The 14,554-nt window shown below is 56.3% G+C and carries 13 protein-coding genes; 7 read left to right on the forward strand and 6 right to left on the reverse strand.

All coding sequences use genetic code 11. The features are described 5' to 3' along the window. Window positions 1-3: 3 nt before the first annotated feature. From ACQE3E_RS13895 to ACQE3E_RS13915, 5 genes are all read right to left on the reverse strand, one after another. Window positions 4-543: a YfiR family protein gene (locus ACQE3E_RS13895; protein WP_139306230.1), complete on the reverse strand. Its 540-nt coding sequence runs from the start codon at window positions 541-543 to the stop codon at window positions 4-6. A 74-nt stretch (window positions 544-617) separates the two neighbouring features. Beyond that, complete coding sequence (locus ACQE3E_RS13900) at window positions 618-2,603, reverse strand: TonB-dependent receptor plug domain-containing protein (RefSeq protein ID WP_313730017.1); 1,986 nt, start codon at window positions 2,601-2,603, stop codon at window positions 618-620. A gap of 428 nt (window positions 2,604-3,031) precedes the next feature. After that, window positions 3,032-4,072, reverse strand: coding sequence for a hypothetical protein (locus ACQE3E_RS13905; RefSeq protein WP_427500667.1), 1,041 nt, complete (start codon window positions 4,070-4,072; stop codon window positions 3,032-3,034). A 49-nt stretch (window positions 4,073-4,121) separates the two neighbouring features. Next, on the reverse strand, window positions 4,122-6,923 hold the full coding sequence (locus ACQE3E_RS13910; protein WP_064027836.1) for a class I adenylate cyclase: 2,802 nt from the start codon (window positions 6,921-6,923) through the stop codon (window positions 4,122-4,124). A gap of 41 nt (window positions 6,924-6,964) precedes the next feature. Next, window positions 6,965-7,564, reverse strand: coding sequence for a histidine phosphatase family protein (locus ACQE3E_RS13915; RefSeq protein ID WP_197471783.1), 600 nt, complete (start codon window positions 7,562-7,564; stop codon window positions 6,965-6,967). Window positions 7,565-7,884: 320 nt separating this feature from the next. Between ACQE3E_RS13915 and ACQE3E_RS13920 the strand changes: the two genes are divergently transcribed. The 7 genes from ACQE3E_RS13920 to ACQE3E_RS13950 all read left to right on the forward strand — a co-directional run bounded on the left by ACQE3E_RS13920 (window position 7,885) and on the right by ACQE3E_RS13950 (window position 13,145). Continuing rightward, entirely contained in the window at window positions 7,885-8,970 is a 1,086-nt protein-coding gene (locus tag ACQE3E_RS13920) for a hydrogenase small subunit (RefSeq protein WP_269454754.1), read from the forward strand. A 2-nt stretch (window positions 8,971-8,972) separates the two neighbouring features. Next, complete coding sequence (locus ACQE3E_RS13925; protein WP_064027838.1) at window positions 8,973-10,769, forward strand: nickel-dependent hydrogenase large subunit; 1,797 nt, start codon at window positions 8,973-8,975, stop codon at window positions 10,767-10,769. A gap of 70 nt (window positions 10,770-10,839) precedes the next feature. After that, the gene (locus ACQE3E_RS13930) at window positions 10,840-11,052 is read left to right on the forward strand and encodes a hypothetical protein (protein ID WP_427500668.1); all 213 of its coding nucleotides are present in this window, start codon (window positions 10,840-10,842) and stop codon (window positions 11,050-11,052) included. Beyond that, complete coding sequence (cybH, locus tag ACQE3E_RS13935; protein WP_427500669.1) at window positions 11,049-11,744, forward strand: Ni/Fe-hydrogenase, b-type cytochrome subunit; 696 nt, start codon at window positions 11,049-11,051, stop codon at window positions 11,742-11,744. Before ACQE3E_RS13930 ends, cybH begins: the two co-directional genes overlap by 4 nt. Before the next feature lie 2 nt (window positions 11,745-11,746). After that, the gene (locus ACQE3E_RS13940) at window positions 11,747-12,439 is read left to right on the forward strand and encodes a HyaD/HybD family hydrogenase maturation endopeptidase (protein WP_313730012.1); all 693 of its coding nucleotides are present in this window, start codon (window positions 11,747-11,749) and stop codon (window positions 12,437-12,439) included. Beyond that, window positions 12,430-12,726 carry a HypC/HybG/HupF family hydrogenase formation chaperone gene (locus ACQE3E_RS13945; RefSeq protein WP_313730011.1) on the forward strand — a complete coding sequence of 99 codons (297 nt, stop codon included), beginning with the start codon at window positions 12,430-12,432 and terminating at the stop codon, window positions 12,724-12,726. The genes ACQE3E_RS13940 and ACQE3E_RS13945 overlap by 10 nt, the downstream gene beginning before the upstream one ends. Then, the gene (locus ACQE3E_RS13950; RefSeq protein ID WP_313730010.1) at window positions 12,723-13,145 is read left to right on the forward strand and encodes a hydrogenase; all 423 of its coding nucleotides are present in this window, start codon (window positions 12,723-12,725) and stop codon (window positions 13,143-13,145) included. The genes ACQE3E_RS13945 and ACQE3E_RS13950 overlap by 4 nt, the downstream gene beginning before the upstream one ends. A 494-nt stretch (window positions 13,146-13,639) precedes the next feature. On the opposite strand, the gene ACQE3E_RS13955 is transcribed toward ACQE3E_RS13950, so the two are convergent. Next, window positions 13,640-14,539: a prolipoprotein diacylglyceryl transferase gene (locus ACQE3E_RS13955; protein ID WP_313730009.1), complete on the reverse strand. Its 900-nt coding sequence runs from the start codon at window positions 14,537-14,539 to the stop codon at window positions 13,640-13,642. Between the last annotated feature and the right edge of the window lie 15 nt (window positions 14,540-14,554).

Raw genomic sequence — 14,554 nt, forward strand, 5'->3', positions numbered from 1 at the left:
TGTTTAATTTTCGCCGACTATCTTCGCCAAGCGCAGCAGATTGGAGCTGATCGCCAGTCCGGCGGCCTTGACGGCGTGATTATTGACGTACAATTGTATTTTACCGTCGACGTTCAGCATCGCCACCATTCCGCCGGCATTGACGAAATCCAGGCTTTCTCCAATCGTCAGAATCCGCCTGTTTTGAATATCCAAAAATACTTGAGAAAGTAGACTGTTGGAAATCTCGCTAATAAACAAAATATGACACTGGTTTAGATTCCTCAATTTCTCGGAGTTTAACGTCTTAATCGCTTTATTCCCGACCGCTTTACCGTTTATGGAATCGAAAGATTGCAATAACACATTATCGCCAACCAGGCAGACTTTCAATTGATTGTCGGAATCCGTGAAGGCCTGATCGGGCCATTGCGTAAAACGAGCGAAATTCAATGTCAATGCCGCCAACACCGCATATTGTTCGAACGCAACCGGCTCCCCGGACGCGATACGCAGATAGCCCAGCATCACGGCGATTGCACAAGTTCTAGTGATATTCGACATATCGCGCTTAAAATCGGCGTCCAAAAATCGGTTTAAAATATTCAAACGCGGGGATATTGGCCACGTGACGCATTTTAAAAACTCCAACTGATTTTGCCGTACATACCGCGATCGATCAGCGTCGGGACCACCAAATTCTCCTGTACATATTCCAAATGACTGCTCGTTAACAAGTTTTGTCCGACCAGCGAGACTTCCAATCCGGCCGCCGGCCGCCAAGCCAACCGGGCGTCCATGGTCACGTAGTCGCGAATATAGCGGTCGCCGCCGGACGTCGCGGAGGCATTGGTATCGACGTAGCGAAACCAGACATCGAAGTCCAGCTCCGGGATAACGTTGATTGCGCTGCGCAGATTGACCCGCTGTTGCGGACTCACACCGATCACCGCGGTTGCCGCCGACGGCAATTCGGTTTTCAACACACTGTAATTGGCGTCCCAGCGCCACCAATCCAACATTTGCCAGACCATCGCTAGCTCGACGCCGTAAGTCTTGGCTTTTATATTGTTGCTGAACAGCAAGGGTTGGACTACGACGCCGCGCAACGGATCGAAATAAGGCGTGCCCTGCACGGCGTCGCGTAAATGGGCGTAGTCGTTATAAAACGCCGTCACATCCACCGACAACGACTTAATCATCGTCGTTCGGTAGCCAATCTCGTAGGCGAGTACATCCTCGCTAAGCTGATTTCGGTTACCTTGCAGCGTTAAGTCCACCGGCACGAAGAAAGGTGCGGTCGGCGGTGCCACGGTAGTCGTCAAGCGCATATTCGCTTCGCCCCGAGAGGGCGTACGCACCGCTCGCGACATGGCCGCCCAAAACCGATGATTCAAGTCGGGCGCCCACATCAGGCGCGCGGTCGGCTGACCTTCGAAGCCGGTGAAATCATTGTGCTCGAATTTGCAACCCAGCGTAAACCACAGGGTTTGATCGATCAGTTCCATCTCGTCCTGGACGAAAGCGCTATAGAGTTGATTTTTTCGGTGGGCCGGCGACATATTGAAAATTACGCTGGAACCGAGCCTGTCGGCGGTGAGTTGATAACCCAAGCCCCAGATCAACTCATGCTTGTCGAAGACGTTGAGGCGGTGCTCGAAATCCAAATCCAGCGTATCGCGGCCTTCGGACATCCAACTTTCGTTACGCCGGTAGTAATCGTAAAACAACTGCAACGACAGATCGGACTGGGTGGAGAACGTGTGCTGCCAGCGGCCCAAGACGTTACCGCCGTAAGCTTCGGCCTTGTCGCGACCCAGGTCGCCATAGGGAGGAACGACACTGGGCACCAGCAGGGTTTGATTCAGATGGCTGTGATAGAGATCGCCCTGCAATTTAAAATCGTCGGCCAGCGTCAGCCGGGAATCGATACGAAACCCTCCCTGGACTCGGTCCCAATCGTCGCCGGCGCCATTGCCGCGCGCATCGGTGTTTTGGTCGCGCTTGAAGCCCTTGGCGAAGACTCGACCGGTGGTGTTCTCGCCCAACGCCGCGCCGTAACGAAACGCACCGAAACCCTGCTCCTCGGTACCGCCGCCCGCCGCAACCAAACCGCCCTGGGTTTTAGAACTGTGCTTGGTGATGACGTTGATCACGCCGTTGACCGCGTTCGCCCCCCACAGAGTCGCGCCGGGTCCGCGTATCACTTCGATACGCTCGACATCCTCCATCATCACATCCTGATTTTCCCAGTAGGTACCGGAAAACAGCCGGCTGTAGGTGTTGCGGCCGTCGATCAATACCAACAGCTTATTGGCGAAGCGGGCGTTGAAGCCGCGCGCGCTGACCGCCCATTTGTTCGCATCGATCCGCGCCACGTCCAGACCCGGCGCCATCCGCAAAGCCTCCGGTATGCTGGTGGCGCCGGACCGTTTAATGTCTTCGTTGCTGATCACGAAAATCGCGGCGGCGGCATCGTTCAGCGCTTGAGCTTTTTTCGACACCGATGTCACTTCGACATTGAGCAAATCCTCGACATTCAATTCCAGCGCATCTTTACCATCTGTTGCGGCTTCAACCGCCAGCCCCCCTGCCAACAGAAAACCGGCGATTATTTTTCTCATAGCCATTACTTTACCAGCGAGATTGACAAATGCTTGGTCCGTCCACGTCCGCAAAAACTTAGAAAATCCCTAACAACATAGCAAGCATAGTGAAAAAAATGCGAATTAGTTAGCGCTTACAGGCCGGTTTGAGACTGGATGCCTTGATCCGTAGTGATGCGGTGTGCGTCGGTTGGGGGGTACCTTGTTGCGGATCAATTCAAACGACGTACAGCGGCGCGTTGGAGAACAGTACGAGAAAGAATGCGGCCTCATCGACGGCCGCTCGGTCGGAAAACGGGAGACCCAGGAAAACCTCTTAGACCAACCTTTTGTCCGTTGGCGAGAAGTTCTGTTATGTCGATAAGCCGGTTGGAAGCCTCTTCAAGCGGTTGTTTTACCCGAATCGGCGTGAATCGCTCCCGACGGCGGCCGGGAGCGACAGCCCGTCAAACTAGGAAATTCAATTGCTGCACACTACCCGCCTGGCCCTGTTCGGTTAAATAGAAACCATTGCTGGCAACTTCGGCGCGCGACTGATTGTTGTCGTCTTTCAGTTGGAACGGCGTGGTCAGATGCCCCAGGTAAATCGCCCCGACATTCTTCGCCCCCAAGGCCAGCAATTGCTGACTGCCGTCGGCGTTACGCTGCCAGATTCTGAGCTTTTGATAGATAGCATCGGCGGCATCGATGAACTGGTTGCCATCCTGATCGTAATTAGCCAATTCGGCGAAGCCGTTGCCGGTCAACGCGCCGAACAATTCGGAACCGTCGTTGACGCTGCCGTCGTTGTTTTTGTCAAGCGCCAACAATCCGCTGCCGGATTTAAGCCCGGCAATCTGATCCGGCCTGCCATCGGCGTCGATATCGAATTGGAACGACGTGTTGCTCAGCTCAGCGGCCGTGCCGTCGAAGTTAATGACCAAGGGGTCTTTTTTTTGCGCGTCGCCGACCTGTATCGTGTTGCTGACTTCCGCGTAAAAGCTCCGACTCATGTTTAGGGACAGCGAAAAACTCAGGGATCGGCCATCCTGAGTGTTAATCGTACCCTCGGCACTGAACGAAGTGGTTTCGCTTTCGAAATAACTCAGCGTCTGTTGATAAGTCAGACCGCCGTTATCCGCTTGCGCGGCCGGCGCGGGTTGTTGATCTTGGTAGGTCGGCTGGTCGGTACCGGCGGTCAATTGGTCGGGACTAAAGGTTTTCAGATCGCGGCCGGTGATTTCCTTGACCATGCGCCGGATGATTTGCATCATCAAACTGTCTTTCGACTCGACCGGTGTCTCGGTATCCAGCGCCTTGGTCGCGCTAGCCTGTTTGGCTTGTTTAGCTTGACCGGCTCGGCTGAGACTTAAGCGATCGTCGGCCGGCCAGCGCGCTTCGTCCGAGCGTCGGTCCGGATGGCGGATGTTCAACACTTCCCGGCGATTGCTGACTTGCTGCTGCTGATGCCGGCCTTGCATTTTGATGGCGGAGTTGTCAATGATCATAAAGCCCCCTACTTCAAAAATGGTGTGATCCAGTTATCGGCGGGCCGGCCTATATGTTTAATTTATCCTCGATTTTTTGTTTGAAGTTCAGAAAGTGCACGGTTTGCAATCGATCCGGCGTTTCGGCGCCCATCGCTTGACAGGGCACCTCGATCTCGGTGATGTGGAAGGGATAATTCTCGCTGGCCTTCCGGTAGCCGAGTATGTGCTGACGAACCGCGCCATAGCCGCTCGGATCGTCGAGCGGAAACCAGCGCTCGTTGCAATACACCCCCAACCGGCTAGGCGTCTCGCCGGCGATGCGCACGCTCAGTTCCATCGCGCTGGCTTTTAATTTGGGCTGGGCCGGATGGCACGAAATCACGCCTGCCGAGTTCCGGTATATCTCGTAGTATTTCAGGAGTGGGACCTGGGGTAAGCGATCCTGGGCAATCAAGGTCGAGAAAAATACCGAATAATGGGCCAGCACGTGCTCCGCGCCGGCGTTGGCATGCTGACGCAAATACAGCGCCCCGTGCTCGTCGACGATATAAACGCCAACATGCTTGCTGGTGACGTGGTAGAACAATTGGACCGTATCCGGCTGATTATATTGATAGAGGAACGGGATATAGGTCTGCTCCAGTACGTAATCGTCGAAAAACACCGGCGCGTAGCCGCCGTGCGGCTTGGCCAACTCTTGTAACAGCTGCGGCTGAGTGTCCAGCAAGTAATAACTCAAACGCTCGCCGCTCATAGCAAACATCGCGTACCCACCCCCGGCCGCCGTGACGTAACGCTGGTAGGGCGCGACCGGCCGATCGGCGATGGCCGTCAGTCTGGCGAAAAGCGCTTCGAGGCGGCCGACGATACTGCGGCCGCGCACCGGGGTATAGCACAATACCTGCAGTTGATCGGCCGCCGGCGGTTTGACGCCGTCGTTGAATAACTCGGTCAAGCAGGTGAAGACGCCCTCCAAGCCGCTGTAACGGTGTAAGGTTGCCTCGCCCCACACGCTGATCGATAGGCGTTGCATCCCCAGCACGAAGCACAAACGGTTGTCGCCGTAACTGAGCGGATCGGCGCGTTCGCTCATCACCAGCTGTTTGGCATGACTGCTGTCGACCGGCAATTTTTCCCGCCAATTGACCAGCAGCAAGGTGGCTTGCACGCGGTTCGGGCGGTTATAGATCGCCAGATCGGCTTCCCGGCTCAACAAGTGCCGGGTCAGAAACTGGTTTAACTCATTGAGCAACTGTTGCGCTTCGCCGCCGGCTTGCGCACTACCGCTCTCCAATACGTGCAGGTTGATGCTCTTTTTATACAGCCCGTTGATCACGGCCCAGCACAGCAATTCAAGCAGACTGTCGCCCTGTTTGATCGCCCGACCCAGCGCTAATTGCTTGGCGGACGGCCGTTCGGTAAACAAATACCAGACGGGCGCGTCGGAACCCGCCGTGACTTCCGCCGCAACCAGCAAATCCGGTTTGTTCTGCACCGCCTGGCGGGTGGACAGCACTTCGATCTTGTCGGGACGCAAATCCAACTCGACTTTCAACTTACGGCCGACCAATTTCAAATCTTGATTTTCGCGCTGCGCTTGATCCAAGGGCATACCGACGAATTGCAAAATCATTTTTAGGCATTGCTGCAACTGCTGACGGATCACCGCGTGCTCGGCGCCGGCCTTGGCGATATCCCAAAAACGCACGGTCGCCAAGTTGTCCAGCAAATCGTCGGGCCACTGCCATTGCTCGGCCACCTCCCGCAAGAAGTCCTGCTGCATCTGGCGCGCTCGGTTTTCGATCGGCGCAGCGCCGGTGCCGACGATTTTCAGGTAAAAACATTCGCGGGCCAATTCCAGGCGCCGTCCGCCGTCGATGCCGCGCAGATAGGCGTCGACCTTGCTATAGATCATCAGATAGGGATCGAGGCTATCGACGCTAAACTCGCCTTGATAAATCGCGCGCTTCATAGCCAGACACAACCACTGCGGCGTAGGAAATTCGCTGGCGTAACTTTCCATCAAAAACAGTTTCAACAGCGATTTGTGCGGGGAAGTCAGGGACTTGAAGATATGCCACAGCGTCGCGCTGGCGAACTCCGCGACCGGCACTTGATGCATGCCGCCGAAATCGATCACCTCAGGCTCGGAGACAAAACGGTTTTCGAGCAAATGCTTTACATATTGCGGATATTGATGATCCTGTTCCGGTGGCACCAGCCACCACAGCGGAATTCGGCCGGCAATATAAATAGATGTACGATAGAACTCTTCCAGCAGCAGATAGTGTTGAGTTTCCCCGCTGCTTTCCTTCGAAATCGGGGTATTTTCGCCGCGCGCGAATTGTCCGGCGTCCATCAGAAAAAAGTGGGTTTCCAGCTTTAGCGAAGCTGCCCACTTTTCGATGTCGCGGGCCTTTTGTTCCAGTTCGGCCAGTTGGTCGGCCGCCAAACCCGGCGCGTGGCACAACCAGATATCGATGTCGCTGTCCCTGGAAAAGGCCATGCTGCCAACGCTGCCCATCAGATAGATCGCATCGATCGGATGTTGGCGCAAGGCCTTGCGCTTGAACGCAAAGCCCTTGCTGAACTGCTTCGCCGCGTCCAGCGTTTGTTTGGACGGCGCGTAGTCGGGAATCCCGGCCGGCGTATCCAGCGCGATGAAACCGGGCAACAAGGGGTGATTTTGATGAAACAACAACGGCAACAATTTCAAAAACTCTTGTTGCCGCGGCTGCAGCAAACTCTGCACCCGTTGCAAGCGCTGCTGATTGAAATGCTTGAAACGTTGGACGACGGCTTGCAAATCCTTGCGGCTGATGTCTTCGCCGGGAGCGCCCAATTGAATAGCGGGAAGTCGATTGATCACGGATGCCGAACTCGCTGAGTTTGCCGTCTAGTATAGAGTCTTCAGGCCAGATGCGCTTCCAGTCTAACGAATTCGCCGCCGCCGTCCCGGTAACAAGTAAAACGGGTCAATCCGGCGTGCGGTACCGAAATCGCGAAGCCGCGCTCCACCGGCAAACCCAGCAAAACGCTGAACAAGCAGCGAATCACGCCGGCATGGCAAACCGCCAACACCCGCTGACCGGCGTGGTCGTCGATCACGCGCCGCCATCCCGCGCCGACCCGCGCCGCGAAATCGGCATAGGCTTCGCCGCCGGGTGGCGGGCAGGCGTGCGGGCGTTCGCAAAATGCCGCCCAGCGCGCGGGGTCGGACGCTTGAATTTCGGTGGCGGACCGTCCCTCCCATGCCCCGAAATCGATCTCCCGCCACTCCTGCAAAGTATGAAACGGCAAGGCTCGACGGGCGGCATAGACTTCGCCGAACCCCCGACACCGTAGTAACGGCGAACTGACCACGCTTTCCCAATCGCCGCTAGCGCAGCGCGCTTCCATGGCTTGCCAACCAAGCGCGGTCAATTCGTCGTCGCGACTACCCCGGTAGACCGCGCCGCCGCAAGCCTCGCCGTGCCGGAGTAAATCGACGGTGGTGATCTCGACGGTCAACGCTCGCTTCCTCGCAAAAATTCGAGATTCTACCCTAAGCGGTCAACCTTAACTTCGCCAGCCAGCTTGTCGTATATACATCATTAAGCGCTGTCGATTGTCGATTTTGTCGTAATTTCGACAAGCTCATCGGTATTTCCCACGGGAACTTCAAGGTAATCTCGCCAAAAATCGACCGGCATGGATGTTGCGTAAGCTCTGCGGGCTTCAACCGGCCGGCCACGACGCCGCCGGAAAAAACAATAACCGCGAATTCGAGCCGGGACGGCCGAATCCGCCGATCCGCGCGCGGATCGCGTATGGCAACGCCAGGAGTGTCCATGATCGAAACCTTTTACGATGTGATGCGCCGGCAGGGCATCACCCGCCGCAGCTTCTTGAAGTTTTGCAGCCTGACCGCCGCCTCGCTGGGTTTGAGTCCGGCGTTCGCGCCGAAAATCGCCCATGCGATGGAAACCAAACCGCGGATTCCGGTGTTGTGGCTGCACGGCCTGGAATGCACCTGTTGTTCGGAATCCTTCATCCGTTCCGGCCACCCGCTGGCGAAAGACGTGATCCTGTCCATGCTATCGCTGGACTATGACGACACCATCATGGCGGCCGCCGGTCATAACGCCGAAGCCATCATTGATGAAATCGTCGAAAAATACAAAGGCAACTACATCCTGGCCGTCGAAGGCAATCCGCCGCTGGCCGAGGACGGTATGTATTGCATCATCGGCGGCAAACCGTTTGTTGAGCAACTCAAATACGCCGCCGAGAGTTGCAAGGCCATTATTTCCTGGGGCTCCTGCGCTTCGTGGGGTTGCGTGCAGGCCGCCAAACCCAATCCGACCCGCGCCACGCCGGTGCATAAAGTACCGGGTCTGGCCAACAAACCGATTATCAAAGTCCCCGGCTGCCCGCCGATCGCCGAAGTGATGACCGCCGTGGTGGCCTACCTGCTGACCTTCGATAAGCTGCCCACCTTGGACAAACAAGGCCGGCCGCAAATGTTTTATAGCCAGCGCATCCACGACAAATGCTACCGCCGTCCGCATTTCGACGCCGGCCAGTTCGTCGAGCAATGGGACGACGAAGCCGCCCGCCAAGGCCATTGTCTATACAAAATGGGCTGCAAGGGGCCGACTACTTACAACGCCTGCTCGACCGTAAAATGGAACGAAGGTACCTCATTCCCGATCCAGTCCGGCCACGGCTGTATCGGCTGCTCGGAAGACGGTTTCTGGGATAAAGGCAGTTTCTACGACCGCCTGACCGGCATCAACCAATTCGGCATCGAAGCTAATGCCGACGTGGTCGGCGGCACCGCCGCCGGGATCGTCACCGCCGGCGTCGCCGCTCATGCCGGTCTGACTGCCTTGAACCGCGCCAAACAAGCCGATAAACAACCCGGAGCCGAATAATCATGACCGTCACTGCTACCCCCAACGGTTTTCATCTGAACGACGCCGGCCGCCGCGTGGTGGTCGATCCGGTCACGCGGATCGAAGGCCACATGCGCTGCGAAGTCAATATCGACGAGGAAAACATCATCCGCAACGCGGTGTCCAGCGGCACCATGTGGCGCGGCCTGGAAGTGATCTTGAAAGGCCGTGACCCGCGCGACGCCTGGGCCTTCGTGCAACGCATCTGCGGCGTCTGCACCGGCACCCACGCCTTGACCTCGGTGCGCGCGGTCGAGGACGCGTTGAAAATCAAGATTCCAGAAAACGCCAACTCAATCCGCAACATCATGCAACTGAGTTTGCAGGCGCACGACCACTTGGTGCATTTCTATCATTTGCATGCGCTGGATTGGGTCAACCCGGTCAACGCGCTGAAAGCCGATCCGGTCGCGACGTCCGCGTTGCAACAACAGATTTCGCCGAGCAATCCCAAGTCCTCGCCGGGCTATTTCCGCGACACCCAAAACCGCCTGAAAAAATTCGTCGAATCCGGCCAGCTCGGTCCGTTCAAAAACGGTTACTGGAGCAATCCGGCCTATTTGCTGCCGCCGGAAGCCGATTTGTTGGCCGTCACCCACTATCTGGAAGCGCTGGATTTTCAAAAAGACATCATGAAAATCCGCACGATATTCGGCGGCAAGGACCCGCATCCGAACTGGCTGGTCGGCGGCGTACCGTGCGCGATCAATATCGACGGCGTCGGCGCGGTCGGTGCGGTCAACATGGAACGTTTGAACCTGATTTCGTCGATCATCGACAGAACCATCACCTTCATCGACCAAATCTACATCCCGGATTTACTAGCGATCGCCCAGTTTTACAAAGGCTGGTTGTACGGCGGCGGTATTTCCGGCCAAAGCTTGCTGTCTTACGGCGATATCCCGGATAAAGCCAACGACTATTCGGCGGCCAATCTGCTGATGCCGCGCGGCGCGATCATCAACGGCGATCTGAGCAAGGTCCACGAAGTCGATCTGACCGACCCGAAACAGATTCAGGAGTTCGTACCACACTCCTGGTACAAGTACCCGGACGAAGCCGCCGGCCTGCACCCCTGGGACGGCATCACCGATCCCAATTACAAGCTCGGCTCGAATACCAAGGGCGATCGCACCCATATTAAAGAATTGGACGAATCGGCCAAATACTCGTGGATCAAAGCGCCGCGCTGGCGCGGCCACGCGATGGAAGTCGGCCCATTGGCCCGCTATGTGATCGGCTACGCCCAGGGCAATAAGGAAATCACCGAACAAATCAATTTCGTATTGAAAACGCTGGACGTGCCGGTCAGCGCGTTGTTCTCGACGCTGGGCCGCACCGCCGCGCGAGGTCTGGAAGCCCAGTGGGCGGCCGGCAAGATGCGTTACTTCATGGACAAGCTGATCGCCAACGTCAAGGCCGGCGATTTGGCGACCGCCAACGTCGAGCGCTGGGATCCGGACACCTGGCCAAGCAGCGTCAAAGGCGTGGGTTTCACCGAAGCCCCGCGCGGCGCGCTGGGCCATTGGCTGAAAATCGAAGACACCAAGATCGCCAACTACCAATGCGTGGTGCCGACCACCTGGAACGGTTCGCCGCGCGACGAGCACGGCAATATCGGCGCCTTCGAGGCTTCGCTGATGAACACCAAGGTCGAGCGCCCGGAAGAGCCGGTCGAGATTTTGCGGACGCTGCACAGCTTCGATCCTTGCTTGGCTTGTTCGACTCATGTGATGAGTCCGGATGGACAGGAACTAACCCAAGTGAAGGTGCGTTGATTAAACAATGTAGGGCGGATCAGCGTAGCGTCATCCGCCGTCATCAAATGCCGCAGTTCAGGAGAACACAATGAACAAATTTTTGGCCTCCGCCGCCTTATTATTGACTTTCAGCCAGGCCGAAGCTCACAGCCATCCCGGCATCGACAGCCTGAGCCATAGCCTGGAGCATTTGAGTGCGTCCTATCAACACTGGTTGCCCTATTTGGCGGCGGGCACGTTGAGCTTGGTCGCGATCGCGGCCGTCAAACGCTGGACCAACAGCCGCCGGAGCTCGAAATGAGCGCGCCGTCGGCTCCGGTTTACGTCTACGAATTACCGGTTCGCCTGTGGCATTCGGTGAATGCCTTGGCCATCGTGGTGTTGGCGGTTAGCGGATATCTAATCGCCTCGCCGCTGGCATCGCCATCCGGCGAAGCGTCCGAGCATTTTCTGATGGGCTATATCCGCTTCGCGCATTTCGCCGCCGGCTACGTGCTGGCGATAGGCATTGCCGGCCGGGCGTACTGGGCCTATGCCGGCAACGAGCATGCTCGGCAAATCTTTCTGCCGCCGCTGCTGAAAGCGCATTTTTGGGACGGCGTATGGTGCGAAATCCGTTGGTATTGCTTTCTGGAAAAGCAGCCGCGCCATTATGTTGGTCACAATCCCCTGGCAATCCTGGCGATGCACTTTGCCTTCGTTTGGGGCGCCTTGTTCATGATCGTAACGGGATTCGCGTTGTACGGCGAAGGTGAAGGTCAAGGTAGTTGGCAATACGCGCTGTTCAGCAGTTGGCTGCTGCCCTTGTTCGGCGACAGTCAGACCGTGCATACCTGGCATCATTTGGTGATGTGGCTCATCGTTTGTTTCGTGGTGATTCACATCTACGTGGCGGTACGCGAGGAAAAATTATCCGGACAAAGCATGCTTTCGACGATAGTCACCGGCTGGCGCGTTTTCAAGGACGACAAACCCATCGACGACGCCCATTGAACATGACCGCTACGCCGCGAATTCTGTTGCTGGGCATTGGCAACCTACTATGGGCCGACGAAGGATTCGGCGTTCGCGTCGTCGAACATCTGCGGAAGTACTACCAATTTCCCGAGCAGGTCACGGTGCTGGACGGCGGCACCCAGGGCGTGTATTTGGTGGACTACGTGCAAAACGCCGACGTGCTGGTGGTGTTCGACGCGGTCGACTACGGCCTGCCGCCGGCCACCTTGAAAATTGTCGAAGATGCGGACGTCCCCAACTTTCTCGGCGCCAAGAAAATGAGCCTACACCAGACCGGCTTTCAAGAAGTATTGGCCATGGCCCAGATGTTGGGCGACTATCCGGAACGTCTGCTGCTGATCGGCGTGCAGCCGGAAGAGCTGGAGGACTACGGCGGCAGTTTGCGGCCGAGTGTGAAGGCGCGAATCCAGCCGGCAATCGACATTGCCCTTGCCTACCTGGCCGAGTTCGGCGTGGTCGCCGATCGCGCCGACGCGCCCAAGGACTTGACCGATCCCATCCTGGACATCCAGCGCTACGAACAAGAGCGCCCGGCACCCGACCAAGCCTGCCGACTCGGCGACGAACGCATCGTGTTGTCGAATGCCTTCGAAGTGCGGCCGCCGCAAGCGTCCGAGCAACCGAGTTTACAAGTCGATGTCGACTATCGGGGGAAATACGGATGTGTATAGGCATTCCGATGCAGATCGTCGAATCGCGCGGCGAGACGGCGATCTGCGCTTATCGCGGTCAGCATAGTCAAATCGATATGATGCTGGTCGGCGAACAAGCGGCCGGCACTTGGTTGCTGGTATTTCTGGACACCGCCCGCGAAGTGCTCACGCCCGAACGCGCCACTCAAATCGGCGACGCGCTGGAAGCGATGCGGCTAGCAATGGCCGGTCAAACCGATTTCGACCATTTGTTCGCGGACCTGGTCGATCGCGAACCCGAACTGCCGGAGTTTTTACGAACATGAGTACGCCCTTGCTGGAACAGCTGCAAACCCGCCACGGCCTGCCGCTGTTGGATGCGGAGAGTTACGACTTATTCGTGCACGGTCATGACACGGTTGTGTTGTTCTTTGCCAACGATCCGCAGATGTTTCCGGAAAGTCATGACGTGGCAGTGATTTTGCCGGAACTGTTAAAAGCCTTTGCCGATCGTTTGCGCGGTGCGCTGATCGACAAATCCATCGAGCGCGAATTGCAAGCCAGATTTCGGTTTACCAGTTGGCCTTCCCTGGTATTTTTGCGCGGTGGCGAATATTTGGGCGTCATTACCGGAATTAAGGATTGGGCGGAATACGGGCAGGAATTTTCCAGGATTTTAACAAGTGAAGCGGGGCAACCGCCGCAGTTTGATCTTGGGACGGTTTGTGGTGCCGGACACGCTTAGTTCTCGATAGCACCGGGGTTGGAAATCGCATCCTTTGTTTGAACAGGATATCCGGAATTTAAAGTAAAATCCCAGCCTGGATCAAGGCGACCAACTTGAGGATTGGCGAACCATCGTGATACGCCTGATGCGTCGTTGCAAACCGGAATGCGCTCGGTGATGATTGTCCGAATCAAAATAACCAAAATTGAGGCACGGACATCGCGGACGGGATCGTTAGCTTGCCGGTAAACCGGCTCCTATCCGACTCTCGTGCCTGTTACCGATCACTAGTCCCGGCCACTTTCCTAACCACCATCCCTTTACCGCCGGTGAAGCCGTCAGGGCCTCCGGAACCGCCGCGATACTGTCCCAAATCAGTTCCACGAGTTGAGACCGGTCATTCGAGAATATCGGAGATCGGGATGTTGTTCATGCGAGTTCGCCCGCTGATTTGAAAATCCAGATGCTCGACAGAAACGGCGCTATCGGATATTGCGATCACGCAAGCTAAGCTACTTGGCCGATCTGGTATTCAATACCAAACCCAAAACACCCAACAACATTAATCCCAAAGAAATCATTTCGGCTTGAGTCGCCACGACACCCAAGAAATTCCCAACGGTGTTTACTCGGATTTGTTCTATGGAAAAACGCTCGGCGCCGCTGAGCAGCAGATAGAGCGCAAATAACCAGCCGCTTTTAAAAGGGTGTTTACGCAGCCGCCAAAGGATACCAAAGATAATACAGCCTAGTACTGTCTCGTAGATTGAGGTTGGATAGACACCCGGTGTAGCGATAGTCACGCCAACGATATTATTGTCGTAAGTCTGAGCCCAAAACCAAACCGGAAGCCAGTCGGGTTTGGCAGCCATGTTTGCTGGGATACCCCAATCTCCGTCGCCAGATAACTGGCAACCGATCCTGCCGATCGCGTATCCCAACATGATCGCCGGCGCTAACCCATCGCATAGCGTTGTAACCGAAAGCTCGTGCTTCTTCGCGTACCAAAAGCCCGCCAACGTTCCGCAAATGAGACCTCCCAAAAAAGTAAAACCGCCACGGCTGAATATCATGCCCCATGGATCGGCGATGAACTCGTTCGGATGTTCGATAATGTGGAAAACTCGCGCACCGATCAGGCCAATAATCAGCGCGAATGTAATCAAATCTGAGATGACATCTTGAGGAAAAATCGTTTGATCGACATACTGGCCTTCGTCTGATTTTATTCGCCGTTTAGCCAACCCGATACGCCCCGCCTCGTAAAGGCGTTGAACCTCCACACGCGATATCCGAATTGAAACAAGCGCGGCGATGGCAACCATCATTCCGAACGTCGGTAACGGCAACGGTAGGTCCAAACCCGTTAGTGCTTTCACCAAATCGCTTAAATAGGGAAACGCTAAACTCATACCCGACTCTCGTGC

Source organism: Methylomonas sp. MED-D (assembly GCF_050276835.1).
Lineage (GTDB): Bacteria > Pseudomonadota > Gammaproteobacteria > Methylococcales > Methylomonadaceae > Methylomonas > Methylomonas koyamae_A.

Excerpts from the sequence above, each read along its gene's own strand:
- ACQE3E_RS13895 (WP_139306230.1), bottom strand. The coding sequence starts at position 543 with ATGTCGAATATCACTAGAACTTGTGCAATCGCCGTGATGCTGGGCTAT.
- ACQE3E_RS13900 (WP_313730017.1), bottom strand. The coding sequence starts at position 2,603 with ATGAGAAAAATAATCGCCGGTTTTCTGTTGGCAGGGGGGCTGGCGGTT.
- ACQE3E_RS13905 (WP_427500667.1), bottom strand. The coding sequence starts at position 4,072 with ATGATCATTGACAACTCCGCCATCAAAATGCAAGGCCGGCATCAGCAG.
- ACQE3E_RS13920 (WP_269454754.1), top strand. The coding sequence starts at position 7,885 with ATGATCGAAACCTTTTACGATGTGATGCGCCGGCAGGGCATCACCCGC.
- ACQE3E_RS13925 (WP_064027838.1), top strand. The coding sequence starts at position 8,973 with ATGACCGTCACTGCTACCCCCAACGGTTTTCATCTGAACGACGCCGGC.
- ACQE3E_RS13930 (WP_427500668.1), top strand. The coding sequence starts at position 10,840 with ATGAACAAATTTTTGGCCTCCGCCGCCTTATTATTGACTTTCAGCCAG.
- cybH (WP_427500669.1), top strand. The coding sequence starts at position 11,049 with ATGAGCGCGCCGTCGGCTCCGGTTTACGTCTACGAATTACCGGTTCGC.
- ACQE3E_RS13940 (WP_313730012.1), top strand. The coding sequence starts at position 11,747 with ATGACCGCTACGCCGCGAATTCTGTTGCTGGGCATTGGCAACCTACTA.
- ACQE3E_RS13945 (WP_313730011.1), top strand. The coding sequence starts at position 12,430 with ATGTGTATAGGCATTCCGATGCAGATCGTCGAATCGCGCGGCGAGACG.
- ACQE3E_RS13950 (WP_313730010.1), top strand. The coding sequence starts at position 12,723 with ATGAGTACGCCCTTGCTGGAACAGCTGCAAACCCGCCACGGCCTGCCG.
- ACQE3E_RS13955 (WP_313730009.1), bottom strand. The coding sequence starts at position 14,539 with ATGAGTTTAGCGTTTCCCTATTTAAGCGATTTGGTGAAAGCACTAACG.